This is a genomic window from Ruegeria sp. BF12 (assembly GCF_056538705.1).
On the sequence record NZ_JBQFTP010000002.1, the window covers coordinates 330859 to 357007 of the forward strand.

Here is a 26149-nt window from a genome sequence, read left to right on the forward strand (position 1 = left end):
TCGTGAAACCCAGGAAATTCCCCCGGCTGAATGCCGTGCTTGACCGGTTTGGTGTGAAACTGATCGACAAAGTAACCGAAAATGACGAGCGCGCCCGCCTTGAGGCATTTGAACGGGCAGGGGGGCTGACCCGTCCCGCCTACGCCCTGTCACCGGGCATGGAGGCGTTCGACATTGCCCAGCTGACGGCCGAGTTCCATGAGCATTCCGGCGCCCTTGAAGCCCTGAAAGATCCGGAGCGCAACAAGACAGGGTACCGCATCAATAACGGATATTACGATAGCCCGGACGCGGATGCGCTGTACCTGATGATCCGCCGGTTCAAACCCAAGCGCGTGATCGAGGTCGGTTGTGGGAACTCGACCCGCGTAACCCGACAGGCGATCATCGATGGGGGTCTGGAAACGCAGGTCACTGCAATTGATCCCTATCCCCGGGCGGATATCGCTCATGTTGTGGATCAGTTCGAGCAGAAGCGTCTGGAAGAGGTCGACCCGGCGCTATTCGAACAGCTAGAGGCGGGCGATGTGCTGTTCATCGACTCCAGTCACGTTGTTCGTATGAGCAACGACGTCGCACATCTGTTCTGTCGCATCATTCCGACGCTTAAACCCGGTGTGGTCATCCATGTGCACGATGTTTTTCTGCCCTATGAGTATCCCAAGCGTTTTTTCTACGATTGTCCGGGTTGGGGCGAGCAGTACATGCTGCACGCATTGCTGCAATCTGGTGCATATTCAATGCTTTGGCCGGGATACTACCTGCAACAGGACCGCCCCGATGCGGTCGAGGCACTGCCGTTTCTGAAAGATGGTCGCGCCCAGAGCATCTGGGTCCAGGTCAAAGAAAACTGAACTCATAGTGATCCGGTGCGGCAAAACGCCCGTAACCCTTTCCATAACAAGCTGGAGAGGAGATGACAGCCATGTTTCGCCGCACGTTTATGGGCGCCGCCGCCGCACTTGCACTGACCCTGCCTGTAAAGGCACAGGCCGCGGACATCGTGGACACCGCAGTATCAGCGGGTTCGTTCAACACCCTTGTCGCCGCCGTTCAGGCCGCCGGTCTGGTCGATACGCTGAAAAGCGACGGACCGTTCACCGTTTTCGCTCCGACGGACGAGGCTTTTGCTGCACTGCCCGAAGGTACGGTAGAAACTCTGCTGCTTCCCGAGAACAAAGATCAGTTGGTCGAAATCCTGACCTATCACGTCGTACCGGCCAAGGTCATGTCGGGTGACATTGCCGGCAAGCGCGCCAAGGTGCTGACTGTTCAGGGCGACCGCCTGAGCGTGAATGCGAAGAACGGCGTCAAGGTTAACGATGCTGAGGTTATTCAAGCTGACATCGAGACCAGCAACGGTGTGATCCATGTCGTCGACGCTGTGATCCTGCCGGAGTAAAATCAGGTATTGAAAAACAGAAGCCCCGGTCCTTGCGGCCGGGGCTTTGTCGTCAGACCAGTCTGACCTGAGTTCCGATTTGAACCAAAGGATAAAGCTCCTCGACATGCTGATTGTAGAGACCGATGCAGCCGGATGAGCTCTGGCGTCCAATTTTCCGCGTGTCGTGCGTTCCGTGCACCAGATAAGCGGGCCAACCCAGATACATGGCGCGTGTGCCCAGCGGGTTGCCGGGGTCGCCACCTTCCATCCGGACGGGCAGCAAAGGGTCTCGTTCACGCATCGAGGCGGTGGGCGTCCAGCTTGGGTTTTCCGCTTTGCGGACAACTTTGGTATAGCCGCGTTTGGTCAACTCTTCGCTCATCGGCACCGAGCTTGGGTACAGCTTGTAGGTGCCATCCGGCCCCCAGTAGTGCACTGCGCGGCTGGTAATGTCAGCTAACAGGCATCCTGTGCCCAGTTCATCAAAGTGGTCCTGCCAGTTCTGCTGCGAAAACGAGGACACATTGCGGCGCACCGGCAACTGCGTGCTGATCGCTTCTTCCGTCTCGGGGAACGCATCGCTACTTTGCGCGCGCAGAAGCGTTGGTGCCGCGATTGTGGAGGCAACCCCCAACAGGGCGGCACGACGTGTAATACGGGAACTGGACAACTAAGCCTCCTGAAAGACTGCTCGGGGTTTTCCGGCAATTTAGTGACTGCTTGCCGTCAGGGCCAGATGCACCGTTTAAATTTTCCGTGAGAATTGGGGCGCGCATGCGGTTTTTTGCTTGTCCCGACGGTAGTCAGACCGGTGTCCGGACACGTTTTTCCTGTTTGCCGGACACGGCTTGGGGTATTTTCCGGGCCATGTCTGCTCCAACTCCAGGGAACAGGCCCACAGTATTTCGGAGACCGCACGATATGGCCAAGAAATCGGAAACCTTGGAAATTCGCGTATCTTATGAGTTGAAAACCAAATTGGCCGATCTGAGCGAGGAGCGCGGATCGTCGATGAGCGAACTCGTGCGCGGTGTGATTGATCGGGAACTGGCGGGGCCTTCACCTGACACTGTTGGAGAAGATGACATGCCTTTACGCTCACTAAGCCATTTTGCCCCCAAGACCCTTTATGTGTTGCCGGTCCTTTTATTGGCGGGCTTATACTGGGGGGCTGCGCAAACACCTGCACAGGCCACTCCGAACGCACGGATTTTCTTTACCGAGCTTGATAGGGACGGAGACGGCGTGATTACCCAATCCGAACTCCACCGGTTCCTGACGGAAGAGGAAGTTCTCTTCGTACCCGAGGATTGTGATGCCAACTCGGAACCTTGCACGGCCGAGGCCATCGCTGCGGATGAGATTAGCCGGGCGGATTCCAACGCCGACGGCAAAGTCGAGTACTCCGAGTTCGAGATATTCTATCTGGCTGAACGTGCCGTGGAATTTTTGGAGTACGATGCGGACGAAAACGGCGTCGTGTCTCCGGATGAATTTGTAGCTGTCGAGGCACGGGATATCGTCGAGTTTCCCGATCCTGAAATGGACGAGCCTCTGTCCGCTGAGTGCCTGACGATGGTTGAAAATGAAAAGATCGACGGCATCGCCAAAGCCTGCATGCCCGCGTATGAATTGCGGATGCTGATGGCTGAACTCGACGCTGATTTTGACGGTAAGATCACTCTGCGCGAATTCCTCCAGAACTGAAGACGCGCTGAGAAATGCGAAAGGCCGCCCGGCTGGGCGGCCTTTGGTGATTTAGGGGACCGAAGATTAGTCCATCGCTTTGAAGTTGAACTCGCCACCTTCCTTGATGCCCGACGGCCAACGCGACGTGACTGTCTTGGTGCGGGTGTAGAACTTGAAGCTGTCCGGGCCGTGCTGGTTCAGGTCGCCAAACATGGATTTCTTCCAGCCGCCAAAGGTGTGATAGGCCAGCGGAACCGGGATCGGAACGTTGATGCCGACCATGCCGATATTCACACGGCTGGCAAAGTCACGTGCGGTGTCACCGTCACGGGTGAAGATCGCGGTGCCGTTGCCGTACTCGTGATCCATCGCCAGTTTCAGCGCTTCTTCATAGGAGCCTGCGCGGACGGTCGACAGAACCGGACCGAAGATCTCTTGCTTGTAGATGTCCATCTCGGGTGTCACGTGGTCGAACAGGTGGGGGCCGACAAAGAAGCCGTCCTCATATCCCTGCAGGCTGAAGTCGCGGTTGTCGACGACCAGTTTCGCGCCTTGCTCCACGCCCGAGTTGATCAGGCCGAGAATACGTTCTTTCGCAGCTCCGGTGACAACTGGGCCCATGTCGACATCATCACCAGCGGTGTAGGGGCCGACCTTCAGCTTTTCGACACGAGGGATCAGTTTTTCGATCAGCGCATCGGCGGTTTCCTCGCCAACGGGAACAGCAACCGAAATGGCCATGCAGCGTTCGCCAGCAGCGCCAAAGCCAGCGCCGACCAGAGCGTCGGCAGCCTGGTCCAGATCCGCGTCGGGCATAACGATCATATGGTTTTTTGCGCCGCCAAAGCACTGCGCACGTTTGCCATTCGCGGTTGCGCGCGAATAGATGTATTGCGCGATCGGGGTCGAGCCTACGAAGCTAACACCCTGAATGATCTCGCTGTCGAGGATGGTATCTACGGCCTCTTTGTCACCGTTCACCACCTGGAATACGCCCTTGGGCAGACCGGCCTCAACGAAAAGCTCAGCCAGCATCAGTGGAACCGAGGGGTCACGCTCGGACGGTTTCAGCACCACGGCGTTGCCGCAGGCCAGCGCCGGTCCAACGTGCCACAGTGGCATCATCGCGGGGAAGTTGAACGGCATGATCGAGCCGACAACACCCAGCGGCTGGCGCATCGAATACATGTCGATGCCGGGACCCGCGCTGTCGGTGAATTCACCTTTCAGCATTTGCGGTGCGCCGATGCAGTATTCGATCACTTCCAGGCCACGCTGCAAGTCGCCCTTGGCGTCAGGGATAGTTTTGCCGTGCTCGCGGCTAAGAGCCTCGGCCAGTTTGTCCATGTCGCGGTTCATCAGGCCGACCATGGCCATCATGACGCGGGCACGTTTCTGCGGGTTGGTTGCACCCCATGCAACCTGAGCGGCTGCGGCGTTTTCGATGGCGGCGGTTGTTTCAGCAGCACTCGCCATCGGGCATTTGTACTGAACCTCGCCGGTGGCGGGGTTGAAGACGTCGTCAAATCGTCCTGAGGTTCCGGCGACATTCTCGCCGTTGATGAAATGGGACAGCTCGGTCATTGCAGATCTCCTCCGATGCGTTTGGGCGCACAATAGGCTTGCATAAATCGCATGAACAGAGGCAATGTCTCAAAGATGTTTTGCAAAAATGCAAAGGATGGTGTGTGACACCGAATTGGGACGATATGCGGGTCTTTCTGGCCGTCGCACGCGAGGAAAGCCTGTCCGCCGCCGGGCGACAGCTGAAAATCGACCCGGCTACCGTCGGGCGCCGGATCGCTCGGCTTGAGGCGTCTTTGGACGCCCCGCTGTTCACCAAATCTCAGCAAGGCTATCTTTTGACCACGGCGGGCGAGCGTCTGATGGAGCACGGGCTGAAAGCCGAAGAAGCCATGCGCGCAGCGGCCGGAGCGATGGCGGGAACTTCGAAAACCCTTAGCGGGCAAATTCGGATCGGTGCCCCGGACGGCTCGGCAAACTACCTTCTGCCACAGGTCTGCGCGAGAATCAGCGACGCGAATCCGGATCTGGATATTCAGATCTTGGCTCTGCCACGCGTGATCAACCTGTCACGGCGCGAGGCCGACATGGCGGTAACCGTCAGTGCGCCAACAGCCGGGAGCCTTCTGGTTCAGAAAATTTCTGACTACAAACTGCATCTTGTTGCGACGCGCGAATATCTTGCCGCTTGGCCCGAGATCCGGGCGATCGAAGACCTCAAAGGCCATCGAATGATTGGTTACATCCCGGATATGATTTTCGACCGCGAGCTGGATTATCTTGTTGATATCGGTGTTGACCGTGTCGCACTTGCATCGAACTCGGTCTCGGTACAGCTGCGGCAGGTTACGCTTGGCACGGGGATTTGCGTGGCGCATGACTTTACCCTGCCGTTCCATCCGAAACTGCAGAAAATCCTGACGGATCAGGTGAGTTTGACCCGAAGCTTCCATCTGGTGCGCCACCAGGGCGATCAGCGCAACGAAAGGCTGAACCGGTTCGCGCAGGCCTTGTCGCAAGGTATTCGCGAAGAGGTTGAGCAACTTGAGGCACAAGTGTCACCTTGACAGGTTTGCGCATTCCGGCAACGCTTTGGAAAACAGGACATTATTCCGGAGGTTACGCATATGCTCGTTCAGGCCATTCTGAAATCCAAGGCCACCGGGGGTGTCGTCACTGTTTTGCCATCGATCACAGTGTCCGAAGCTGCGAAAATCCTGTCGGAAAAGCGGATCGGTACGGTGGTCGTGTCCGAGGACGGCGGCGAAACGGCTACAGGCATCCTGTCGGAACGCGACATAGTACGGGAATTGGCGGCAAGCGGGAGCGGGTGCCTCACGCAACCGGTCAACGCATATATGACCCGAAATCTTGTGACGGCCACGCAGCAGGATACTGTTCAGGATATCATGAGCCGTATGACCGAAGGGCGCTTTCGCCACATGCCCGTGGTCGAAGATGGTAAGCTGGTTGGGATTGTGACTCTCGGTGACGTGGTTAAGGCGCAACTGACTGAGCTGGCTATGGAAAAGGATGCGTTGCAGGGCATGATCATGGGGCATTGATGCTCTTGATGCCCAACGCTGCCTCTTGCACCTGCGGCGAAGTTGTGTTTGCTTGCGCAGAAATTTTGTTGCGCAGGAGGCCGCAATGAGGGTTGGATTATACCCTGGTACTTTTGACCCGATTACCCTGGGTCATATCGATATCATCCGGCGCGCCTCGGCTCTGGTGGATAAGCTGGTCATTGGAGTTGCCATTAACCGCGACAAAGGTCCCCTGTTTTCGTTGGAAGAGCGCGTTGCAATGATCGAAGCCGAGTGCGCCCATTTGACCGAGCAAACCGGAACCGAGATCGTTGCCCACCCGTTTGAAAATCTGTTGATCGATTGCGCCCGCGACGTCGGTGCGCAGATCATTGTCCGCGGACTGCGGGCGGTCGCGGATTTCGAGTATGAGTTCCAGATGGTCGGCATGAACCGGGCGCTGGACGATTCGATTGAGACCGTGTTCCTGATGGCTGAGGCTCGGCATCAGGCGATTGCGTCAAAGCTGGTCAAGGAAATCGCACGGTTGGACGGGGACGTATCCAAATTCGTCACGCCCCGCGTCAAAGCTGCGTTGCAGGAACGGTTAGGCTAGGGCACCCATCGCTGCGGCGGTATCCAGCATCCGGTTTGAAAAGCCCCATTCGTTGTCGTACCACGCAAGTACGCGGACCAGCGTGCCATCGGTGACTTTGGTTTCGGGCAGCGACACAGTCGAACTGTGCGAGTCGTGATTGAAGTCGACCGAAATCAGCGGGCGTTTCTCGGCCGCCAGGACACTGGGGATTTTGGCCGCAGCTTCAACAAACAGCGCGTTCACTTCCTCTTCGGTAGTCGGGCGCGACACTTCGGCGACTAAATCAACCACTGAAACGTTTGGCGTAGGCACCCGAATGGCTTGACCGGTCAGTTTGCCGGCCAGTTGAGGCAGGACCAGTCCGACGGCCGAGGCTGCGCCAGTGGTGGTCGGGATCATCGACAGGGCGGCGGCGCGCGAAAGGTAGGGGTCTTTGCCCGCAGTGTCGTGGACCGGCTGGCTTGCCGTGTAGGCGTGAACTGTTGTCATGTTGCCGTGTACAATGCCAAGGCCCGCATCCAAAGCGGCAGCCACCGGCGCCAAGCAGTTGGTCGTGCAGGACGCATTGGAAACAACCGTATCTTCTGCAGTCAATTCGTGATCATTGACGCCGAAGACGATGGTTTTGACGGCGCCATCGCCGCGGGCAGGGGCCGAGATCAGAACTTTCTTCGACCCGTTTTCGAAATGGCGAGATGCGGTTTCACGCGTTCGGAATACGCCGGTGCATTCCAGCACGACGTCGACATCGGCCCAGTCCAGCTTTTCGGGCTCCCGTTCGCTGGTGAGGCGGATAGGGCCAGCACCGACGTCAAGTCCCGCCTCTGTCAGCGTCACAGGTTTGCCGTAGCGCCCATGCACGCTGTCGAATTCAAACAGATGTGCATTCATTTCGGGTTTGGCGAGGTCGTTTATCGCGACAATTTCGACATCCGTGCGTCCGGTTTCCATAACCGCACGCAGAACCCCGCGTCCGATCCGACCAAATCCGTTAATTGCCAGCTTGAGTGTCATGTCCTGCTCCGTCCGAAATGCGACTGTACTAAGTTAGCGCTAACAAAGCCAGATGAACGGAAATGTCAAGCAAAACCTCTGTCACCGCCAGAAGGCGAGCCAGTCCAGAAAGGCGTAGAGTTTCTTGCCGAGGAACACGAAATGTTCAGTACCTACAAGAACATAGTCGACGATGATCAAGCCCAGGATCAGAAGGGCAAGCCAGATGGCGATTTGATTTGTCATGAAAGCCCCGGACGAAAACGCCCGCCCAGATAACCTGAGCGGGCGAAAAGGTTCAAGATTTCAAAAGCGTCTTAGTTAAGGCGGCCCATGGCAACCGCGACGTCAGCCATGCGAACCGAGAACGCCCACTCGTTGTCGTACCAAGCCAGCACACGGACCATGCGGTCGCCGACGACGCGGGTTTGATCCGGCGCAAAGATCGAGCTTTCCTCGGTGTGGTTGAAATCGGTCGAGACCAGCGGCGCAGGCTCATAGCCCAGAACGCGCTGCATCGAACCCTGTGATGCTTCGCGTACAATGGCGTTCACTTCTTCTGTGGTGACATCACGTGAGGCTCGGAAAGTAAGGTCCACGGCCGAAACGTTCGGGGTAGGCACGCGGATGGCCGAACCGTCCAGACGACCTTTCAGGTTGGGCAGAACCTCACCCAGAGCTTTTGCTGCGCCGGTCGAGGTCGGGATCATCGACATGGCCGCCGCGCGAGCACGGTACAGGTCGCTGTGGCGGCGGTCCAGGGTCGGCTGATCACCCGTATAGGCGTGGATCGTGGTCATGATGCCGTGCTCGATGCCGATACCTTCGTCCAGAACCTTGGCAAGCGGAGCAAGGCAATTCGTGGTGCACGAGCCATTGGAGACCATTTTGTCATCGGCAACAAGGCTGTTGTGGTTCACGCCATAGACGATTGTTTTGTCGACGTTTTTACCTGGTGCCGAAAGCAGGACCTTTTGCGCGCCGCGCTCCAGATGCGTGCTGGCCTTCAGACCGTCATTGAACTTGCCGGTGCATTCCAGAACGACATCGCAGCCGTCCCAGTCCAGTTCGTTCATGTCGTAGGTCGAGAACATCTCCATCGGGCCGCGGCCCAGATCCATATTGTTGCCGTTGATGGCAACGTCGCGCGGAAAGCGACCGTGGACGCTGTCGTATTTCAGCAGATGCGCCGTGGTTTCCAACGGGCCGGTTGCGTTGACCTTGATCACTTCGATGTCGTTACGGGCGGATGCCGCGATATGCGACAACGTGCAGCGGCCAATGCGGCCAAAACCATTGATACCGACCTTGATGGTCATGTGCTGTCTCCAAATGCGCTTGCGTTGCAGGCCATATAGCCCCCAAAACGCTTTCTCAAAAGACCAAAAGTGACATATTTTTAACGTGTTAGCGCAAACCTGCGCCGGTTGCGCTAACGCTTGCGCTAGCCGTCTGATCAGGTAGGCTCTGGCTGCGGCAGGTGAGAGGAAGGAAGCACTATGAGCGGTCTGTTGGCCTTGTTGGATGACGTTGCGGGTATTGCAAAGGTTGCGGCGGCGTCCGTTGATGATGTGGTTGCGGCTGCAGGAAAGGCAGGCGCAAAAACTGCAGGGGTCATCATCGATGATGCGGCCGTAACGCCAAAATACGTTCAGGGATTCGCGCCTGCGCGGGAACTGCCGATCATCTGGCGCATCGCGCGCGGGTCTATTTTTAACAAGATTATCCTCTTGCTTCCGGTTGCCTTGCTGCTGGCGAACTTTGCGCCTTGGCTGATAACGCCACTATTGATGATCGGCGGATCATATCTGTGTTTCGAGGGCGCCGAAAAGATTTTTCACGTTCTGTTCCCTCATGGCAGTCACGTCATCGAAGAGGATATGGCCATTCGCGATCCCGGCCATCTCGAAGAGCAGAAGGTCAAAGGGGCGATCAAGACCGACTTTATCCTGTCCGCTGAAATCATGACAATAGCGCTGGCCGCAATCGAAGCGCCAAACCTGTGGATGCAGGCTGCGACGCTTGCAGTTGTCGGGATAGGGGTGACAGTCGCGGTTTACGGATCAGTGGCCCTGATCGTGAAAATGGACGATGTCGGGTTGTACCTGGCCCAGAACGCGCCAACGCCGATTGGCCGCGGATTGGGGCGCGGGTTGGTCAAGGCGATGCCTGGCGTGATGAAGACCCTGTCAATTGTTGGGACCGCTGCGATGTTGTGGGTCGGAGGATCGATCATCATCCACGGGATGGAGGTTCTGGGCTTTGGCTGGCTGGGACACCACATCCACGATTGGGCTTATGCGATTGGGCATTCAGTGTCAGAGCAATGGACTGGAGTCGTTGAATGGGTGTCCAAGGCTACCATGGACGGCGTGTTCGGATTGGCCTGGGGGATGGCGCTGATTCCGTTGGCGACAAAGGTGATCGGGCCGCTGTTTTCGAAGAGCTCCGACAAGAATGATGCGCATTGATTGAACGGAATAGGTGAGTTTATGGCCGAAAAAACCAAGCCAATCTTGCGCATCTTCTCTGGCCCAAGTCCGACGCAAAAAGGTGCGCGGAACGCGTCGAGTGATGGACTTGCGCCGATTGTCTCCGCAATGAGCGCTGCCGCCGATTTAATACCGTTTGATGCCAAAGAGCTTTTTGGAGTTTTGCATTTTCGCCTGCATACCGCGCTGGAGTCAAAAAAGCGCAGCGGGTGGTTCGGAGGGCGGATGTATAACCGTTTTTCAGGGCAATCGGGGGGCTACATTCCGCTGTCAGGAACGCACCTGATCCAGACGTTTTCGGCGGCAGGTATTGAGGCCCCGGACTTTGTTATCGCACGCGGACAGTATGAATTGAGGCTGGACTACGCTCAAAAAGCCTATGACGCTTTAAGAAAACAGATTGATGCTTAGGCTAACAAAAAGGGCGGCCAAAGCCGCCCTTTGCTTGGTTCTTTGTAATTGGCTTACAGGCCCAGCAGTTCCTTGACCTTGGCAACCGTTGCCTCGGCGGTGATGCCGAAATGCTTGTACAGTTCTCCTGCCGGAGCCGATGCACCAAAGCTGGACATCCCGATGAAGCCTGCTTTTGCCTCACGACCACGTTCGCCCAACAGCCAGCGGTCCCAGCCACCGGCGCGAACGGCGGCCTCGATGCCAACACGCACGGCGCCAGCGGGCAGAACACGCTTGCGATAGGCTTCGTCCTGCTCAGCGAACAGCTCCATACAGGGCATAGAGACGACACGGGTGCCGATGCCTTCGGCTTCGAGCATCGCCTTGGCTTCCATCGCCAGCGAAACCTCAGAGCCGGTAGCGATCAGGATGGCCTGACGTTTGCCTTCGGCTTCGGCCAGAACGTAGGCGCCCTGGGCCGTCAGGTTTTTGGTTTTGTGCTGAGTCCGAACAGTCGGAACACCCTGACGGGTCAGCGACAAAACCGAGGGACTGTCCTTGAAGGTCAACGCCAGTTCCCAGGCCTCGGCGGTTTCAACGGAATCTGCGGGGCGGAAGACATAGGTGTTCGGGGTCGCGCGCGAGATCGCCAGATGTTCGACCGGCTGGTGGGTCGGGCCGTCTTCGCCCAGACCGATGGAGTCGTGGGTCATTACGAACACGCTGGGTACCTTCATCAGCGCAGCTAGGCGCATGGATGGGCGGGCGTAGTCGGTAAAGGCCATGAACGTGCCGCCGTAGGGGCGGATTCCGCCGTGCAGCGCCATGCCGTTCATCGCTGCGGCCATACCATGTTCACGGATGCCGTAGTGGATGTAGCGGCCTTTGCGGTTTTCCGGCAGGAACACGCCCATATCGGCCGACTTGGTGTTGTTCGATCCGGTCAGGTCTGCCGAACCGCCCACGGTTTCCGTCATGATCGGGTTCACAACGTTCAGAACCTTCTCGGACGACGCCCGCGTAGCCAGCTTGGGCTGATCTTCCGAAATCTGCTTTTTGAACGCGCGGATCGCGCCGGCCAGCTTTTTCGGGGTCTCGAACGCGTAAGCGCGGTTGAACTCGGCCTGCTTGCGCTCGGACAGCTGTGCGAAGCGCTCATCCCACGCGGCGCGTTCAGCGGCACCACGGGCACCGATGGCTTCCCATGCCGATTTGATGTTTGCTGGGATTTCGAATGCGTCATGAGGCCAGCCATAGCCTTCTTTCGCGGCTTTCAGTTGATCCTGATCGGTCAACGCGCCGTGGCCTTTCGACGTTCCCTGTGCGGCGTGACCCAGAGCGATGTGGCTTTCGCAGGCGATCATGGTCGGTTTGGTCGACGCTTTTGCCTGAACGATCGCTGCGTCGATAGCCTTGGGGTCATGGCCGTCGATTTCGATAACATGCCAGCCCGAAGCCGCAAAACGGCGCACCTGATCGGTGCGGTCGGCCATATCAACAGTGCCATCGATGGTTATGTTGTTGTTGTCCCAGAATACGATCAGCTTGCTCAGCTCATGACGACCAGCCAGGGTGATCGCCTCTTGGCTGACACCTTCCATCAGGCAGCCGTCACCTGCAATCACATAGGTATAGTGATCGACGACCTTTTTGCCGTAATGAGCGCGCTGAATTTCCTCGGCCATTGCAAAGCCCACAGCGTTCGAGATGCCCTGACCCAGCGGACCGGTGGTGGTCTCGATCCCTTCGACCAGGAAGTTTTCGGGGTGACCAGCAGTCTTTGCGCCCAGCTGACGGAAGTTCTTGATCTCTTCCAGAGTCACATCCGCATGGCCCGTCAGGTACAACAGCGAATAGACAAGCATCGAGCCGTGGCCCGCAGACAGGATAAAACGGTCGCGGTCGGGCCAGTTTGGGGCCGAAGCATCGAATTTCAGGTGCTTTTCGAACAGCACGGTCGCAACGTCGGCCATGCCCATCGGCATACCGGAATGGCCGGAATTGGCGGCAGCGACGGCGTCAAGGGTTAGGGTGCGGATAGCCGCAGCCTTGTCCCAGTGTTCAGGATTGGCATTGCGCAGCGCAGTCAGGTCCACGGGCGTTGTTCCTTTGGATTACAGGCAGATGGGGCGCTCAATACCATTCACCCCTCAAAGTGCAAGTAGAACCGGGGGTTACATCGGCTTGATGCTTCAAGAATGCTTTCCAAGTGATTGAAAGCAAACAGTGGGTATTTTCCGTTCCATTCGGTTAGACTAGGCCAAGATACGGGCTTTGTTGATTCGGACGGCCCGAGAAAAAGTGAACCTTGGTAAAGAGGTGGCAGGGGCATGAGCCAGATCGAAGAATTACAGCGCCGTATCGTTGCCGCGATGGAGAGGATCGGAACCGGAGTCGACGCTCTGCGGGACGCGGCGCCTGCTGGTGGTGGTGAAGACACCGCACTTCGCGTGGCTCTGGAAGATGAACGTGTTGCAAACGCCCAGCTTGAAGAACGATTGATATCTCTCAAGGAACGGCATGAGAAAGAGGTCGACGCGATGCGCGCCGACATGGAAAGCCTGAAAGCGGCTCCCATTGAAGACCCGGAAAACGGGGCGTTGCGCCAACAGTTGTCCGAGGCCACCACGAAGCTTGCGGCAGTCGAAGCAGCAAGATCAGAGTTGGCCGAGGCTAAGGCCGCGTTGGAAAGCCAGGGCGAACTCGCTGTTCTGAAAGCGGAAAACGAAGAACTTAAGACCGTCGCCAACAAGGCGCAGGCGCTTGAAGCCGAAAATACGCAACTGCGCTCGGAACTGGCCGATAGCGAACGCGTGGCCGAACTTAACGCCGAGCTTGAGATGCTGCGCGCCGAACGTGCCAGCCATGGAGCGGCGATGTCGCGTTTGGACGATGACCTGCAACGTATGCGCAAGGCAAACGAGCAATTGCGCAAATCTGTCGACGAACTGCGGGCCGCCAGCGAAAATGGCCTGCCGGATGCCGAACTGTTGAACCGTGCCACAGCGGCCGAGCTTGAGGCGACAAAGGCCGCGCAGGCCACGGACGCCGCCGAAGCTCAGGCCGTGCTGGCCCGGCTGGAGCCGTTGCTGTCGAAGGCAAAGCTGGCTGAGGGAGAGGTAGAGTGATGCCCGAATTGACCATTCATATCGGTGGGCGCGGCTTTGATGTCTCGTGCCAGGAAGGCGAAGAACAGTTCTTGACGACTGCGGCAAAGATGCTGGATGACGAGGCGCAGGTCTTGTCTGATCAGATCGGTCGGATGCCAGAAGCGCGAATGCTGCTGATGGCCGGGCTTATGCTGGCTGACAAAACCGCCGCAATGGACGACAAGCTCAAGGCAGCCGAAGCCAAGTTGGCAGATATCGAGGCAGAACTACAGACTCTGCGCAACAGGCCGGAACCAGAACCCGAGCGGATTGAAGTTGCCGTCGTTCCACCGTCCGTGACCGATACGCTGGCCGAACTGGCTGCGCGTGCCGAAGCGCTGGCGACGGTGATCGAGGAGAAATCTACAAAATGAACGTGTTGAAAACGGGCGCCGTGGCCGGGCTGATCAGTCTGCAGGGCAGTTTGGCATGGGCCGAAATGGACATCCTGCCGGTCACATTCACCTGCGAGAATGGCATTCCGTTGCAGGTTGCGTATTTCAATGCGCCTGACGGATCGGGTGCCGCTGCCATGATGGTGGACAACCAATTGGTTGCCCTCCAACAAGTGCCAAGCGGGTCTGGCATCCGTTATGAATCCCAAGGAACCGCCGGGTCTTACATCTTGCGTTCCAAAGGCTGGGACGCCACGGTCAGCTTTCTGGCGACCGGGGGGGCCACCAGTGAGCAAGTTGTTCTGGAAAACTGTACCAGTCGCTGATCAGGCGTTTGCTTCGCGGATCTTGTCGGCGGCTTCTTTGCTGTACTCAACGCCGTTCTCGTCAAACAACGTGTCCAACTCGCCCGACAAGGTCATCTCGGTGATGATGTCACAACCGCCGACGAACTCACCCTTTACGTAAAGCTGGGGCACTGTCGGCCAATCGGAGTAATCCTTGATACCCTGACGGACTTCTTCGTCGGCGAGAACATTTACGTCGGCATAGTTTACGCCCATATAGTTCAGAACACCGGCGACGCGGGACGAGAACCCACACTGCGGCATCTCTTTGGTGCCTTTCATGTACAGCACCACATCGTTGGCTTTGACGGTTTCGTCGATCTGAGTTTTAACGTCGGTCATCTTGCTTGTCCTTTTCACCCGCATCTGGGGCGGTCGTTTCGTTCTGTGACGGGGTAGAGGTCCATCCTTCTTCCTCCAGCCGCCTGTGTTCGGCTTGCGCCAGGGCCAGCGGATCCAGCCCGTATCGTTCGATGCCACCAACCTTGCTGATTTTGTCCGGGTCTGGGCGCATATCGGCAAGGTTACGCTTTCTGTTGCGCTTCACATAGGCTTCGATCAGCGCGGCGGCAACTACCAATGCTGCGGGTACACCTATCCAGAACAGCCAGGCACTCATTTTAGGCACTCACCTTTTGCGTCATTCGTACTCGCGCCGCCTCATATTCCTCGTGACGCGCGAATACCTGGGGCCGTATCTCAGTAGTTTCGACAGATCACAAAACAAGGTGGCTATGAAGTTTACAATATCAATGATCAGAAAGGTTAGTCCCAGCAGAACCCATCCGATCGGTTCATCCACTATTCAGGCGCTTTCGTCGTCAACGCCAGCGCGTGCAGCTCTCCATCCGGACCATCCATCTTGCCTTTCAGAGCCGCGTAGACGGCACGTTGCTGCTGGACCCGGTTTTTCCCGCGAAAGCTTTCGTCCACGACCATGGCGGACATATGTACACCGTCCTGCCCGCCGACCTGAATTTCCGCATCGGGAAAGGCTTCGCGCAGCAGGTGTTCGATTTCGTGGGCGCTCATCGGCATGTAGGTAACTCCTGAAGGTATTTATCAAGATGTAGAGCGCCCGGGCAGGGCGCGCAAGGGTGTGATAGGGGCCTTGAAACGACAAAACCTGCACCGGAACAGGCGCAGGTTTTGTGTTTGAATGCCTGCTCAATGCTTAGGCGACGGCCTCAGCAAAGCTGTTGCGGAATGTGGTTGCCAGATCCACAAGCGAGGCTTCAGAGCTTCCGATGCGAACACTGTCGCCGGTGAAGCGGCCGACCGACACTAGGGGAACGCCAGCCTGACCGGCAGCGATCATCAGGGCCTCGGCCTGATCAAAGTTACAGGCGACCAGATAGCGAGCCTGATCTTCGCCAAACAGGAACTCGGTCGAGGCTTCATCGAGGTGAACACCGACGCCTGCAGACTCGGCCAGTTCAAACGCCGCCAGCGCGAGACCACCATCACCCAAATCGGTGCAGGCCTTGATCATCTCGCGATTGGCGCGGATGAAGTCGCCGTTACGCTTTTCGGCGTCCAGATCGACATGCGGGGCGTCGCCGTCCTCGCGGTTGAACACTTCGGCCAACAGGGCGGATTGACCCAGGTGACCATTGGTTTCGCCGATCACCAGAGCGACGTGGCCCTCGCGGACCTCATTGCCGATGATTTCGTCGGTGTGGTTCAGCAGACCTACAGCGCCGATGGTCGGCGTCGGCAGGATCGCCTGACCGTCGGTCTCATTATACAGCGATACGTTGCCCGACACGATTGGCATATCCAGTGCAGCAACGGCCTCACCAATACCCTGGATCGCGCCGACGAACTGACCCATTATCTCGGGCTTTTCGGGGTTGCCGAAGTTCAGGTTATCGGTGGTGGCCAGAGGTTTGGCCCCGACTGCGATCAGATTGCGGTATGCCTCGGCCACCGCCTGTTTGCCGCCTTCTACCGGGTTGGCGCGGACGTAGCGGGGCGTCACGTCGCTGGTGAAGGCCAACGCTTTGTTTGTACCGTGCACGCGAACCATGCCAGCGCCCAGGCCCGGCGTACGGGCGGTGTCTGCCATGACCATGGTGTCGTACTGCTCATACACCCACTGCTTGCCCGCGTAGTTGGGCGAGGCGAGCAGGGCGCGCAGGCCGTCGATTGGGTCGATCTGAGGGACTTCGGCCAGTTCCTCGGCCTCGGGCGTCGCGACCCATGGGCGGTCGTATTCCGGCGCGGTCGAAGAAAGTTTGGACAGAACCAGATCCGCTTTGACTTCGCCATTGTGAACGATCAGGAAACGGTCCTCGGCAATCGTTTCACCAACGATAGCAAAGTCCAGATCCCATTTCTCGAAAACGGCGCGGGCTTCGGCTTCAAGCTCGGGTTTGAGGACCATGAGCATGCGCTCCTGAGACTCGGACAGCATCATTTCATATGCAGTCATGTCCTCTTCGCGCTGGGGGACGTTTTCCAGATCCAGACGTACGCCCAAACCACCTTTGTCGCCCATCTCAACAGCCGAGCAGGTCAGGCCTGCCGCGCCCATATCCTGGATTGAGATCACGGCACCTGTCTGCATCAGCTCAAGCGTGGCTTCCATCAAGCGCTTTTCGGTGAAGGGGTCGCCAACCTGAACGGTGGGGCGCTTTTCTTCGATGGTGTCGTCGAACTCGGCCGAAGCCATGGTAGCACCGCCAACACCGTCGCGGCCTGTTTTTGCACCCAGATAAACAACGGGCATGCCGACGCCGGATGCCGCCGAGTAGAAAATCTTGTCGCTGTCGGCCAGACCCGCAGCGAATGCGTTTACAAGGCAGTTGCCGTTATATGCGGGATGGAAGCGAACCTCGCCGCCGACGCATGGTACGCCGAAACAGTTGCCGTAACCGCCGATGCCTTCGACCACACCGTTGACCAACTGACGGGTCTTGTGGTGGCTGGGTTCACCGAAGGACAGTGCGTTCATGGATGCGATGGGGCGCGCACCCATGGTGAAAACGTCTCGCAGGATGCCGCCAACACCGGTTGCCGCGCCCTGATAGGGTTCGATGTAGGACGGGTGATTGTGGCTTTCCATCTTGAACACCACAGCCTGGCCGTCGCCGATATCAACTACACCAGCGTTCTCGCCCGGTCCGCAGATGACTTGAGGGCCAGAGGTTGGCAGGGTCCGCAGCCACTTTTTGGAAGACTTGTAGGAACAATGCTCGTTCCACATGGCCGAGAAGATGCCGAGTTCGGTAAATGTCGGCTCGCGCCCGATGATCTCGAGGATCATATCGTATTCGTCGGGCTTAAGCCCGTGTGCGGCAATCAGATCCGGGGTGATGGCGGGCTCTTGCATCGTCTGTCCTTGTCCAGGGTGGCCGAGATTGCGGGCCTTTTACGGCAAGGTCGCGCCGGTGGGAAGGGTCAAGAGGGCGCAGGCCGTTCAGAACCTCTGACCGACGTAAATATACAAGTTGTTTTCCTGTTCATCGTTGCGGCTGACATCGACCGAGAAATCCAGCGGGAACTTCTTCGACACCCGATAGCGCGCTCCGAGGCCATAGGCGGAGTGAGCACCCCCGTCACCAAGATCGCTAAAGCTTGATCCGACCAGACCGGTGCCCGCAAAGGCTACCATGCCGATACGTTTGGTCAGACGCTGGCGGGCTTCAATCTGGAGCGACGTGGAATAGAAATCAAGAAATTGGGTCGCCGAGAATCCCCGGAATGCATCCACCGTGCCCAGACCGCACTGATCGAAGAACGGAGTTCCGGATGACGACCCGCAGACGGATAGCCGCGTCGCGACGACCGTTTGTTGTGTTGGGTTCAGATAGTGCGTGTAATTCGAGTAAACCTTTGAATAATCGTCAAGCAATCCCTTCAGCGAATAGCCATTAAACGCTTCGACATGCAGGTTGAACCCTGTTTGCGCGTAGATCGTATCGTCGCGCGTGTCCCAATCGGCCACAAGGCCGACATTGCCGTATGTTGTTTCGAGAAACTGATCGAACGGCGGAGGAATGGGCGGAAGGCCCGGAAACTCTGGCGAGATCATCGTGTCGAGGTAACGAAGCGACAGGCCAAAGGACAGGTCAGGCGTTACGCCGTACGATACGCTTAGCCTTGCAAGGTCGCCGTCCTGTTGGATTGGAAGAACGCCGATGTCTGTAAACAGGTCGTAGCGGACGTCAGCCCGGGCGTACAAGCTTTTGATAATCCATTTGTCGCCACCGAAAGCGAGGTTGATAGACGCGCCGCCGGCGGTGCTTCCATTGTCGGATTTCAGCCCGGCAATCCCGATGACCGAAGGTTTTGACCCCGGATCAATCGTAAACAGATAACCAGCCCCCAGAATGAGACCGGATCCGATGGTGGGATTCGAAAAAGGAATTGGGGCCACAATAACCGAGCCGCTACGGAACCCGATATTGTTGTCGTCCGTCGTCCCACCTAGGCCACCTGTTTGCACATCGACGACACCGCTTGGCTCTTGTGCAGTTGTTTTGCTCGGGTAAAGCGCAGGTAAAGCCAAAAGGGCTGTCCGGATTGCGGCGCGAAGCATTTCGGCCTCTTCTATGGTCAGTCCAAAACCGAAGCGAGCGACCCGATTGGGGCCGCTCGTTTAGAGAAGTTACTTCTTCGCTTCTTGTTGTTGCTGCGCTTGTTGCGCTACGGCGTCACCTGCCGCTGCACCGATTGCAGCCTTCTGTTCTTCACTCACATGCTCTGCCTCATCCAACCCGGGGATGGCGACACGAACTTCGCGACGGGCAAAGTCGATGCCGTTTTCCTTAAAGGCCGCCTTGACCCGGTTGAAGATTTCCTTGCGCAGCGTGAACTGCTTGCCCGGCTTTGCCATGAACTTGCCGCGGATGATCATGCCGACATCATCGAAGTCGAACACGCCCTGAGATTTGAAGGGCTGCAGGAAGCCGTCCTTGTGGGTCTCGTCCTCCATCATCTCGGCGCCGATTTTCTTGAAGATCTTCTTGACCTTGTTCGGATCGGTGTCGAAAGGCACGGTGAACTTCAGCTTCATAATGACCCAGTCACGGCTGTAGTTGGTCAGCTTCTGAATTTCACCATAAGGAATGGTGTGCACAGGCCCGCGGTGGTGACGCAACTGCATCGAGCGGATCGAGATTTTCTCGACGGTGCCGGTGGTGCCGCCCACATCAACATATTCTCCAACGCGGAAGGCATCGTCGATCAGGAAGAAAATCCCGCCAACGATATCCGAGACCAGTTTCTGGGCACCGAAACCGATGGCCAGACCCAGAATACCGGCACCGGCCAACAGCGGTGTGATGTCCAGACCCAGCGCCCCGAGGGCGAGCAGGACAAAGATCACCGCGATGGCGACCTGAGCAGTCACACGCAACAGCGGCAGAACCGTGGCCAGACGCGAGCCGCCCGACCCGCCGCCTTCACCGGCTTCTTCATCTGGGCTTTGCTCGGCTGCGGTCTGTTCTTTCGCCAGACGGCGGTTGATCCAGAGCGATACGACCTCGTTCAGAATGTAGCCGATCGCGATGATGATGAAGAACTGGATCAGTTGACTACCGGAATCTTCCCGGCCGCCCGCAATCTCTCTGAGATCAAGGTCCCAGGCTCTGGCAATCATCAGAATGACCAGAATACCGGCCAACACCCTGCCGATGCGGATGTAGCTGCGTTTGGTCGACTTGTAGGCTTGCTCGGCCACAGGGCCTTCACCCATCATCGGCGGCTGCAAGTGGCGGACCAATCCGCGTATCAACGTGTCCAGCGCTGGCGCGATCAGCAGCCAGAACATGGTGGTGTAGTGAGCGCCCTGAACCAGCATATGCAGGTAAACCGGATTGCGCTGTGCGACCAGGAACTCGACAAGCAACCAGATCACCGCCGACACGCCGATGGCGAAATAGGGGTAATAATGAGCAACTTCCTCGTCGAACTTGGTGTGATCGGGGTCTGTGCCCAACATCATTTGCGAAAGCCCCTCGCGGGCTTTCCAGGCTATTACTCCAATATAGATGTGGGTCGCAGCGTTCAGCCAGAATCCGATACGTGTTTCACGGCCGGTAATGCCGTTCAGTTCGTTGAAATGAAGAATGAACAGCGTGAAACCGATCAGGAACAGAAGGCCAATCAGATTACGGTGCAGGTATTTCGCCCAATGATCATCAATATTTACCAGCCGATAGTGCGGTTTGTTCGGAGCCAGAATGAACCGGGAGGCGGCAGCTCCCAATCGGGGAATCCAGATCAGGTAGAAAACAAAGGGCGCGGCGTAGATGATTTGTTCGGGCGTCAGAAGGCCGCGTCCCAGCGCTCGGATAACGACGTAAAACACGACCAGTCCTGCGATTTCGCGGCAGAAACGGCGAAACAGGTATCTGACTGCCCCCCACAGGTCGTTTTCATCGGCCGCTTCGACCCCGCGAAGCCAATTGCGGGTAAGGAAGCCGAACAGCTTTTCCGCAACGAACCCGACGACCAGGACGCTTAAGATCAATCCCAAAAGAGATAGTGCGCCGGTGGTCCCAAAGGTGCCGACAAAGGTCTCGACCGCTTGAACCTGCGCTGTGAAGAGGTTCGGTATCGTGACCGCAACATGCGTCCACGATGCCACCATTTCGGCCCAAATCTCGTTGAGTTCCGTTATCGGGTCTTCACGATCAGCTGCCTCTGCGGCGTGTTTTTCCGCGACGGCATCCAAGCGCTCCAGCAGGATTGCGCGGACCTGGTCGTCGGACATGCGCGCGACCAGATCGTCCACCTGCTCAGGGGTCAGGTCCTCGGGAATGCTGATAGTGGCAGGCGCACTGCTGGTGCCGGTTGTCTGCGCGAGGACCGGCCCCGAAAGCAGAACAACGGAAATCAACGCCATTAAAAGGCGAATGGGGTGAAACATCGAATCTGTCCTCGACCTTAAGTCTTGATAGTTTTTTCGTGATCATAGGCTTAAGTGTCGGATTTTCCCAGATGTTTCGCCCGCTGGACCGATAAATGCACGCCGCAGGCAAAAAAAAGGCCGAGCACTAAGCTCGGCCGTAGTCCAACAGGGAGGTATGAAGATGATGAGCGTTTCAGCATCACCGCCTTCGACTGCCGATTTAGGTGGCGGTTTGTGAACTATCAAGAGTTTTAAGACTGATCGCAGGTCATTCCCGCTATGCTATTGGTGCATAGCTATAGTTTTCCCATCTGCTTCAATTGCTTGCGCTGAGCTATGATCTCGTCCTGAACAAAGTCTCTGAACGCCGCGACGCGTTTTGAGTGGCGTAATTCTTCGGGGTAGGCAAGGTAAACGGGGACATCCGCCGTTTCGATATCCGACAGGATCGGAACCAGATGCGGAAAGTCCTGTGTTACGTAATCCGGCAGCACACCGATGCCCAGGTTGTGCAACACACCCTGCAAAACGCCAAAGTAGTTGTTGACCGTCAACAAAGAGGTGGGATTGAAGGTCATAAGATGCCGGACCATCATCGCGCTGGCGCCCACTTGCGGAGCGGATGGGGTCTGACAAATCAACCTGTGTTTGGAAATTTCTTCGGGCGTTGCAGGCGTACCGTGTTCCTCGATGTATCCCTGTGTTGCGTATAGCTGCATCTGCACGGTCATTAGGCGCTTGCGCACAAGGTCGGCCTGGCTTGGCTCTTTCATGCGGATGGCGACATCAGCCTCACGCATGGGCAGGTCCAGAACACGTTCCTCCAGCATCAGGTCGATGTTGAGGTCGGGGTATTGCTCGTACAGTTTCGGTAAGCGCGGGGCGAGCCAAAGGGTGCCAAAGCCAAAGGTCGTTGTGACGCGCAGCACGCCGAAAACTTCTTCTTCACTGTCACGAATGCGGGCAGCGGCGGCGTCCAGTCGTTTGGACATGGCCGATGTCGCGTCGAACAGAAGTTCGCCTTGTTCAGTCAGAATCAGGCCACGTGCGTGGCGATGAAACAGGGTCGAATCGAGCGACTCTTCAAGTGCTCGTATCTGCCGGCTAACTGCGGATTGAGACAGGTTCAGTTTGTCTCCCGCGTGTGTGAGGCTGCCCGCGTCGGCAACCGCGTGAAATATCCTTAGCTTGTCCCAATCCATCGCCGCAACTTTCGTGATCCTTTCGAAGCCCTATATGAAATAGGTAACAAGTTCTACAATCAAACTGGTGAAACGTTACGATAACAGTGCGGTAAGCGCTATACAGGTCAGGTATTTTGACCTAAAATGTGAAGGAATGAAGCATACTGATCTGACGAGGGGAGGCGTCTGATGAGTCAGCCACAGATATCGCTAAACGACCGGTTTGATCTGGAGAAAAGCCCTGTTCTTCTAAACGGGACGCAGGCGCTGGTGCGTTTGATGCTGATGCAAAAGGCCCGCGACAGACAAGCGGGACTGAACACAGCGGGGCTGGTCACCGGTTACCGCGGCTCACCCCTTGGTGCTGTAGATCAGCAGATGACGCGCGCCCAGAAACAACTGGCCGAAAGCGATGTTACTTTTCAGTACGGCTTGAACGAGGACCTCGCCGCAACGGCGCTTTGGGGCAGCCAGCAGGCGGGACTGCGCGGCGATGGTAAGTTCGATGGCGTATTCGGTCTTTGGTACGGCAAAGGGCCGGGCGTAGACCGTTCCGGCGACGTGATGCGCCACGCGAACATGGCGGGTACGGCCAAGCATGGCGGCGTCTTGATGGCGATGGGTGACGATCATACGGGTGAAAGCTCGACCGTGTTGCATCAGTCCGAATGGTCCTTGGTCGATATGTATATGCCGGTAGTCAGTCCTGCGGGTGTTCAGGAGGTTTTGGACTACGGTATCTACGGTTTCGCACTCAGCCGGTTTGCCGGAGTTTGGGTCGGCTTGAAGACGATGAAGGACACGATTGAGGTCACATCAGTCGTGGATGGCAGCCCTGACCGAATGAAGCTGGTGACACCAGAATTCGATATGCCCGAAGGGGGGCTTAACATTCGGTTGGTCGACACGCCGCACCTGCAAGAGGCACGGGTGATCGATAACAAACGCTTCGCGGCCGAGGCATTTTCGCGCGCCAACAAGATGGACAAGCGCGTTTGGGGCAGGCCGGGTGCGAAGATCGGGTTTGTGGCAGCGGGCAAGAATTGGCTGGACCTGACCCACGCCATGTCGTTGTTGAACATCGATGAGGTCGAGGCCGAGCGCCTGGGGATTACCACCTACAAGATCGGACAGACCTTTCCACTGGACATGGTGGGGTTTCGGGACTGGGCCGAAGGGCTGGATCTGATTGTAATCATTGAGGAAAAGCGCAAGCTAATCGAGGTTCAGGTCAAGGAGACCATCTTTGATGACCGCCGCGGTCGCCGTGTTTATGGATGGTACAAAGGCGGTGCAGGGACCTTGCACCGCGAAGAATTATTCCCGACGCGGGGCGCGCTGGATCCGATCATGATCGCCGAAAAGTTGGGGGACATTCTGATCGAAGAAGGCCGGGACACCGATGGTGTTCGCGCCGGGATGACCAAACTGTCCGAAGCCCGTCGGGCTGACAATGCCGAGGAAATCGCAACCCGGTTGCCCTACTTCTGCTCGGGGTGTCCCCATAACAGTTCGACCAAACTACCGGAAGGTAGCCGTGCCTATGCAGGGATCGGCTGTCACTACATGGTGCAGTGGATGGACCGGGAAACGACCGGTTTCACGCAGATGGGCGGTGAGGGCGCGAATTGGATCGGCGAAGCACCGTTTTCAACGACCAATCACGTATTCCAGAACATTGGCGACGGCACATACAACCATTCGGGCGTTCAGGCGATCCGGGCGGCTTTGTCGGCGGGGACCAATATCACTTTCAAGATACTGTTTAACGACGCCGTGGCCATGACCGGCGGTCAGGGTAACGATGGCGACCTGACTGCAGAGCGGATCGTAGCCGAGGTCAAGGCCATGGGCGTTCAGGACGTGGCTTTAGTCTATGACGAAAAAGAAGACGTGAACCTCAAGGCCTTGCCTTCGGGCGTGGAGACTTTTGAACGCGCCGAGCTTATGAACGTGCAGAAGAAGTTCCGCGATATCGAGGGCGTATCCGTCATCGTTTACGTTCAGACCTGCGCGGCGGAAAAACGTCGGCGTCGCAAGCGCGGCGCGTTTCCGGATCCGGACAAACGGGTGTTTATCAACTCGGACATCTGCGAAGGCTGCGGCGATTGCGGTGTTCAGTCGAACTGTGTCTCGATCATTCCGAAAGAGACGGAATTGGGCCGGAAGCGTGCCATCGATCAATCCAGCTGCAACAAGGATTTCTCATGCCTGAACGGGTTTTGCCCGTCGTTCGTAACCTTGGAGGGTGCCAAAATCCGTAAGGAGGCAACCACCGAGATTGATCTGCCGGACCTGCCGATGCCCACACTTCCGGTGATCGAAGGCACCCACAACGTGGTGATCACCGGCATAGGCGGAACCGGAGTTGTGACTTTGGGGGCTGTCTTGGCGCAGGCAGCCCAGATCGACGGCAAAGGTGCCGGGATGATGGAGATGGCAGGACTGGCCCAAAAGGGCGGCGCGGTGCACATCCATTGTCGTCTGGCGAACAAACCCGAAGACATCAGCGCCATTCGGGTGGCGACCGGAGAAGCACATGCGCTGATCGGTGGTGACCTTGTCGTATCTGCCGGCGCGAAGACCCTTGGGCTGACTCGGACAGGGCAGACTGGTGCGGTCGTCAACAGCCATGAAACGGTGACCGGTGACTTCACGCGGGACACGAATTTCCAGATCCCTGGCGATCGTTTGGAACTGGCACTGCAAGCACGGCTGAAAGAGGATATTTCTCTGTTCGATGCCACAGAGCTCGCGCGTGCCGTGATGGGCGACTCGATTTACTCCAACATGATGGTCTTTGGCGCGGCGTGGCAACGCGGCCTGCTGCCGATCAGCCATGAGGCCGTAATCAAGGCGATTGAGCTGAACGGAACCGCTGTTGAGCGCAACAAACGCGCGTTTGACATCGGTCGCTGGGCGGTTCTGCATCCCGGTGAGGTCAGCGAAATCTTGACGCCGAAATTGGCCGAACTGCCTAAGACGCTGGATCAGTTGATCGAGTTCCGGGCGCGGCATCTGACGGATTATCAAAGTGCTCGTTTGGCAAAACGGTACCGCAGACTTGTTGATAGCTTCGAAGATGCTTCTATCCGTGAAGCCGTTGCCAAGGGGTATCACAAATTGCTGTCTTACAAGGACGAGTACGAAGTTGCGCGTCTGCTTCTGAGCAGCCGAGAGCAGGCCGAGGCTGAGTTTGACGGAGATTTCAAGATGACCTTCCACCTCGCGCCGCCGATTTTGGGTGGCAAAGCCTCCGATGGTCGTCCGCGTAAACGAACATTCGGCGAATGGATGTTGGGCCCGCTGAAGCTTCTGTCCAGGCTAAAAGGTCTGCGCGGATCACCTCTGGACATCTTTGGTTACAGCGCAGAACGGCGGATGGAACGGGCTTTAATCCGGCAATATGAACGCGATCTGGAAGAGATAACACCTTTGATCACACCTGAATCTCGCGATGCGGTTGTTGCATTGGCCAGTTTGCCGTTGGAAATCAGGGGGTTTGGGCCTGTTTTACGCGAAAACGAAGCTAAAGCTGCAAAAAGACGAGAGGAATTGCTGTCAGCCGTCCGTAAAGGCGGACCGGAAATGCGGACTGCGGCGGAATAATTCGTCA

At 57.3% G+C, this 26149-nt stretch carries 25 protein-coding genes; 12 read left to right on the forward strand and 13 right to left on the reverse strand.

Annotated features, from left to right (window positions below; translation table 11 throughout):
* Positions 1-2: 2 nt before the first annotated feature.
* Positions 3-854, forward strand: coding sequence for a class I SAM-dependent methyltransferase (locus tag ACR0J0_RS04540; RefSeq protein ID WP_480661513.1), 852 nt, complete (start codon positions 3-5; stop codon positions 852-854).
* A 71-nt stretch (positions 855-925) separates the two neighbouring features.
* Entirely contained in the window at positions 926-1402 is a 477-nt protein-coding gene (locus ACR0J0_RS04545) for a fasciclin domain-containing protein (RefSeq protein WP_239335696.1), read from the forward strand.
* A 52-nt stretch (positions 1403-1454) separates the two neighbouring features.
* On the opposite strand, the gene ACR0J0_RS04550 is transcribed toward ACR0J0_RS04545, so the two are convergent.
* Positions 1455-2054: a L,D-transpeptidase gene (locus tag ACR0J0_RS04550; RefSeq protein WP_480661515.1), complete on the reverse strand. Its 600-nt coding sequence runs from the start codon at positions 2052-2054 to the stop codon at positions 1455-1457.
* Between the two features lie 251 nt (positions 2055-2305).
* On the opposite strand from ACR0J0_RS04550, the gene ACR0J0_RS04555 reads away from it, so the two are divergent.
* Positions 2306-3091, forward strand: a complete 786-nt coding sequence (locus ACR0J0_RS04555) for an EF-hand domain-containing protein (protein WP_480661517.1) — start codon at positions 2306-2308, stop codon at positions 3089-3091.
* Positions 3092-3157: 66 nt separating this feature from the next.
* On the opposite strand, the gene ACR0J0_RS04560 is transcribed toward ACR0J0_RS04555, so the two are convergent.
* The gene (locus ACR0J0_RS04560) at positions 3158-4657 is read right to left on the reverse strand and encodes a CoA-acylating methylmalonate-semialdehyde dehydrogenase (protein ID WP_480661519.1); all 1500 of its coding nucleotides are present in this window, start codon (positions 4655-4657) and stop codon (positions 3158-3160) included.
* 104 nt (positions 4658-4761) lie between these two features.
* Between ACR0J0_RS04560 and ACR0J0_RS04565 the strand changes: the two genes are divergently transcribed.
* The 3 genes from ACR0J0_RS04565 to coaD all read left to right on the forward strand — a co-directional run bounded on the left by ACR0J0_RS04565 (position 4762) and on the right by coaD (position 6739).
* Positions 4762-5664 carry a LysR family transcriptional regulator gene (locus ACR0J0_RS04565; RefSeq protein ID WP_480661521.1) on the forward strand — a complete coding sequence of 301 codons (903 nt, stop codon included), beginning with the start codon at positions 4762-4764 and terminating at the stop codon, positions 5662-5664.
* A gap of 60 nt (positions 5665-5724) precedes the next feature.
* Positions 5725-6162, forward strand: a complete 438-nt coding sequence (locus ACR0J0_RS04570; protein ID WP_480661523.1) for a CBS domain-containing protein — start codon at positions 5725-5727, stop codon at positions 6160-6162.
* Positions 6163-6247: 85 nt separating this feature from the next.
* On the forward strand, positions 6248-6739 hold the full coding sequence (coaD, locus tag ACR0J0_RS04575; protein ID WP_480661525.1) for a pantetheine-phosphate adenylyltransferase: 492 nt from the start codon (positions 6248-6250) through the stop codon (positions 6737-6739).
* On the opposite strand, the gene gap (ACR0J0_RS04580) is transcribed toward coaD, so the two are convergent.
* The 3 genes from gap (ACR0J0_RS04580) to gap (ACR0J0_RS04590) form a co-directional block, all read right to left on the reverse strand.
* Positions 6731-7735, reverse strand: coding sequence for a type I glyceraldehyde-3-phosphate dehydrogenase (gene gap, locus ACR0J0_RS04580; RefSeq protein ID WP_480661527.1), 1005 nt, complete (start codon positions 7733-7735; stop codon positions 6731-6733). The genes coaD and gap (ACR0J0_RS04580) overlap by 9 nt on opposite strands.
* Before the next feature lie 81 nt (positions 7736-7816).
* Positions 7817-7960, reverse strand: coding sequence for a hypothetical protein (locus ACR0J0_RS04585; protein WP_480661529.1), 144 nt, complete (start codon positions 7958-7960; stop codon positions 7817-7819).
* Positions 7961-8031: 71 nt separating this feature from the next.
* Positions 8032-9033 (reverse strand): type I glyceraldehyde-3-phosphate dehydrogenase, encoded by a 1002-nt coding sequence (gap, locus tag ACR0J0_RS04590; protein WP_480661531.1) that lies wholly within the window; start codon positions 9031-9033, stop codon positions 8032-8034.
* Positions 9034-9213: 180 nt separating this feature from the next.
* Between gap (ACR0J0_RS04590) and ACR0J0_RS04595 the strand changes: the two genes are divergently transcribed.
* Together ACR0J0_RS04595 and ACR0J0_RS04600 are read left to right on the forward strand one after the other, a co-directional pair.
* Positions 9214-10185, forward strand: a complete 972-nt coding sequence (locus ACR0J0_RS04595; RefSeq protein ID WP_480661533.1) for a DUF808 domain-containing protein — start codon at positions 9214-9216, stop codon at positions 10183-10185.
* 21 nt (positions 10186-10206) lie between these two features.
* A complete protein-coding gene (locus ACR0J0_RS04600) occupies positions 10207-10617 on the forward strand; it encodes a hypothetical protein (protein WP_480661535.1) in 411 nt (136 codons plus the stop codon).
* A gap of 53 nt (positions 10618-10670) precedes the next feature.
* On the opposite strand, the gene tkt is transcribed toward ACR0J0_RS04600, so the two are convergent.
* The gene (gene tkt / locus ACR0J0_RS04605) at positions 10671-12695 is read right to left on the reverse strand and encodes a transketolase (RefSeq protein ID WP_480661537.1); all 2025 of its coding nucleotides are present in this window, start codon (positions 12693-12695) and stop codon (positions 10671-10673) included.
* Positions 12696-12929: 234 nt separating this feature from the next.
* Between tkt and ACR0J0_RS04610 the strand changes: the two genes are divergently transcribed.
* The 3 genes from ACR0J0_RS04610 to ACR0J0_RS04620 are packed head-to-tail and all read left to right on the forward strand — an operon-like array spanning position 12930 to position 14469.
* Positions 12930-13727, forward strand: a complete 798-nt coding sequence (locus ACR0J0_RS04610; RefSeq protein ID WP_480661539.1) for a hypothetical protein — start codon at positions 12930-12932, stop codon at positions 13725-13727.
* Positions 13727-14122, forward strand: coding sequence for a cell division protein ZapA (locus ACR0J0_RS04615; protein ID WP_480661541.1), 396 nt, complete (start codon positions 13727-13729; stop codon positions 14120-14122). Before ACR0J0_RS04610 ends, ACR0J0_RS04615 begins: the two co-directional genes overlap by 1 nt.
* Complete coding sequence (locus ACR0J0_RS04620) at positions 14119-14469, forward strand: MliC family protein (RefSeq protein WP_480661543.1); 351 nt, start codon at positions 14119-14121, stop codon at positions 14467-14469. Before ACR0J0_RS04615 ends, ACR0J0_RS04620 begins: the two co-directional genes overlap by 4 nt.
* Here ACR0J0_RS04620 and grxD read toward each other — a convergent pair whose 3' ends face one another.
* The 7 genes from grxD to ACR0J0_RS04655 all read right to left on the reverse strand — a co-directional run bounded on the left by grxD (position 14470) and on the right by ACR0J0_RS04655 (position 22551).
* Positions 14470-14832 (reverse strand): Grx4 family monothiol glutaredoxin, encoded by a 363-nt coding sequence (grxD, locus tag ACR0J0_RS04625; RefSeq protein WP_480661545.1) that lies wholly within the window; start codon positions 14830-14832, stop codon positions 14470-14472.
* Positions 14819-15109: a hypothetical protein gene (locus ACR0J0_RS04630; protein ID WP_480661547.1), complete on the reverse strand. Its 291-nt coding sequence runs from the start codon at positions 15107-15109 to the stop codon at positions 14819-14821. The genes grxD and ACR0J0_RS04630 overlap by 14 nt, the downstream gene beginning before the upstream one ends.
* Positions 15110-15291: 182 nt before the next feature.
* Positions 15292-15528 (reverse strand): BolA/IbaG family iron-sulfur metabolism protein, encoded by a 237-nt coding sequence (locus ACR0J0_RS04635; RefSeq protein ID WP_480661549.1) that lies wholly within the window; start codon positions 15526-15528, stop codon positions 15292-15294.
* Between the two features lie 136 nt (positions 15529-15664).
* Positions 15665-17824 carry a phosphoribosylformylglycinamidine synthase subunit PurL gene (gene purL / locus ACR0J0_RS04640; protein WP_480661550.1) on the reverse strand — a complete coding sequence of 720 codons (2160 nt, stop codon included), beginning with the start codon at positions 17822-17824 and terminating at the stop codon, positions 15665-15667.
* 87 nt (positions 17825-17911) lie between these two features.
* The gene (locus tag ACR0J0_RS04645; RefSeq protein ID WP_480661552.1) at positions 17912-19033 is read right to left on the reverse strand and encodes a BamA/TamA family outer membrane protein; all 1122 of its coding nucleotides are present in this window, start codon (positions 19031-19033) and stop codon (positions 17912-17914) included.
* Between the two features lie 69 nt (positions 19034-19102).
* Complete coding sequence (locus ACR0J0_RS04650; RefSeq protein ID WP_480661554.1) at positions 19103-21367, reverse strand: mechanosensitive ion channel family protein; 2265 nt, start codon at positions 21365-21367, stop codon at positions 19103-19105.
* A gap of 278 nt (positions 21368-21645) precedes the next feature.
* The gene (locus tag ACR0J0_RS04655; RefSeq protein WP_239335382.1) at positions 21646-22551 is read right to left on the reverse strand and encodes a LysR family transcriptional regulator; all 906 of its coding nucleotides are present in this window, start codon (positions 22549-22551) and stop codon (positions 21646-21648) included.
* Positions 22552-22722: 171 nt separating this feature from the next.
* Here ACR0J0_RS04655 and ACR0J0_RS04660 point away from each other — a divergent pair, with 171 nt between their 5' ends.
* The gene (locus ACR0J0_RS04660) at positions 22723-26142 is read left to right on the forward strand and encodes an indolepyruvate ferredoxin oxidoreductase family protein (protein ID WP_480661556.1); all 3420 of its coding nucleotides are present in this window, start codon (positions 22723-22725) and stop codon (positions 26140-26142) included.
* Positions 26143-26149: the final 7 nt, after the last annotated feature.

What these genes read in the sequence shown, in the direction of transcription:
- coaD (WP_480661525.1), top strand. Translation starts at nt 6,248, where the DNA reads ATGAGGGTTGGATTATACCCTGGTACTTTTGACCCGATTACCCTGGGT.
- ACR0J0_RS04570 (WP_480661523.1), top strand. Translation starts at nt 5,725, where the DNA reads ATGCTCGTTCAGGCCATTCTGAAATCCAAGGCCACCGGGGGTGTCGTC.
- ACR0J0_RS04600 (WP_480661535.1), top strand. Translation starts at nt 10,207, where the DNA reads ATGGCCGAAAAAACCAAGCCAATCTTGCGCATCTTCTCTGGCCCAAGT.
- ACR0J0_RS04630 (WP_480661547.1), bottom strand. Translation starts at nt 15,109, where the DNA reads ATGAGTGCCTGGCTGTTCTGGATAGGTGTACCCGCAGCATTGGTAGTT.
- ACR0J0_RS04655 (WP_239335382.1), bottom strand. Translation starts at nt 22,551, where the DNA reads ATGGATTGGGACAAGCTAAGGATATTTCACGCGGTTGCCGACGCGGGC.
- ACR0J0_RS04610 (WP_480661539.1), top strand. Translation starts at nt 12,930, where the DNA reads ATGAGCCAGATCGAAGAATTACAGCGCCGTATCGTTGCCGCGATGGAG.
- ACR0J0_RS04560 (WP_480661519.1), bottom strand. Translation starts at nt 4,657, where the DNA reads ATGACCGAGCTGTCCCATTTCATCAACGGCGAGAATGTCGCCGGAACC.
- ACR0J0_RS04620 (WP_480661543.1), top strand. Translation starts at nt 14,119, where the DNA reads ATGAACGTGTTGAAAACGGGCGCCGTGGCCGGGCTGATCAGTCTGCAG.
- ACR0J0_RS04555 (WP_480661517.1), top strand. Translation starts at nt 2,306, where the DNA reads ATGGCCAAGAAATCGGAAACCTTGGAAATTCGCGTATCTTATGAGTTG.
- ACR0J0_RS04650 (WP_480661554.1), bottom strand. Translation starts at nt 21,367, where the DNA reads ATGTTTCACCCCATTCGCCTTTTAATGGCGTTGATTTCCGTTGTTCTG.
- gap (WP_480661527.1), bottom strand. Translation starts at nt 7,735, where the DNA reads ATGACACTCAAGCTGGCAATTAACGGATTTGGTCGGATCGGACGCGGG.
- ACR0J0_RS04660 (WP_480661556.1), top strand. Translation starts at nt 22,723, where the DNA reads ATGAGTCAGCCACAGATATCGCTAAACGACCGGTTTGATCTGGAGAAA.
- ACR0J0_RS04585 (WP_480661529.1), bottom strand. Translation starts at nt 7,960, where the DNA reads ATGACAAATCAAATCGCCATCTGGCTTGCCCTTCTGATCCTGGGCTTG.
- ACR0J0_RS04595 (WP_480661533.1), top strand. Translation starts at nt 9,214, where the DNA reads ATGAGCGGTCTGTTGGCCTTGTTGGATGACGTTGCGGGTATTGCAAAG.
- ACR0J0_RS04615 (WP_480661541.1), top strand. Translation starts at nt 13,727, where the DNA reads ATGCCCGAATTGACCATTCATATCGGTGGGCGCGGCTTTGATGTCTCG.
- gap (WP_480661531.1), bottom strand. Translation starts at nt 9,033, where the DNA reads ATGACCATCAAGGTCGGTATCAATGGTTTTGGCCGCATTGGCCGCTGC.
- grxD (WP_480661545.1), bottom strand. Translation starts at nt 14,832, where the DNA reads ATGACCGACGTTAAAACTCAGATCGACGAAACCGTCAAAGCCAACGAT.
- ACR0J0_RS04645 (WP_480661552.1), bottom strand. Translation starts at nt 19,033, where the DNA reads ATGCTTCGCGCCGCAATCCGGACAGCCCTTTTGGCTTTACCTGCGCTT.
- ACR0J0_RS04635 (WP_480661549.1), bottom strand. Translation starts at nt 15,528, where the DNA reads ATGCCGATGAGCGCCCACGAAATCGAACACCTGCTGCGCGAAGCCTTT.
- purL (WP_480661550.1), bottom strand. Translation starts at nt 17,824, where the DNA reads ATGCAAGAGCCCGCCATCACCCCGGATCTGATTGCCGCACACGGGCTT.
- ACR0J0_RS04545 (WP_239335696.1), top strand. Translation starts at nt 926, where the DNA reads ATGTTTCGCCGCACGTTTATGGGCGCCGCCGCCGCACTTGCACTGACC.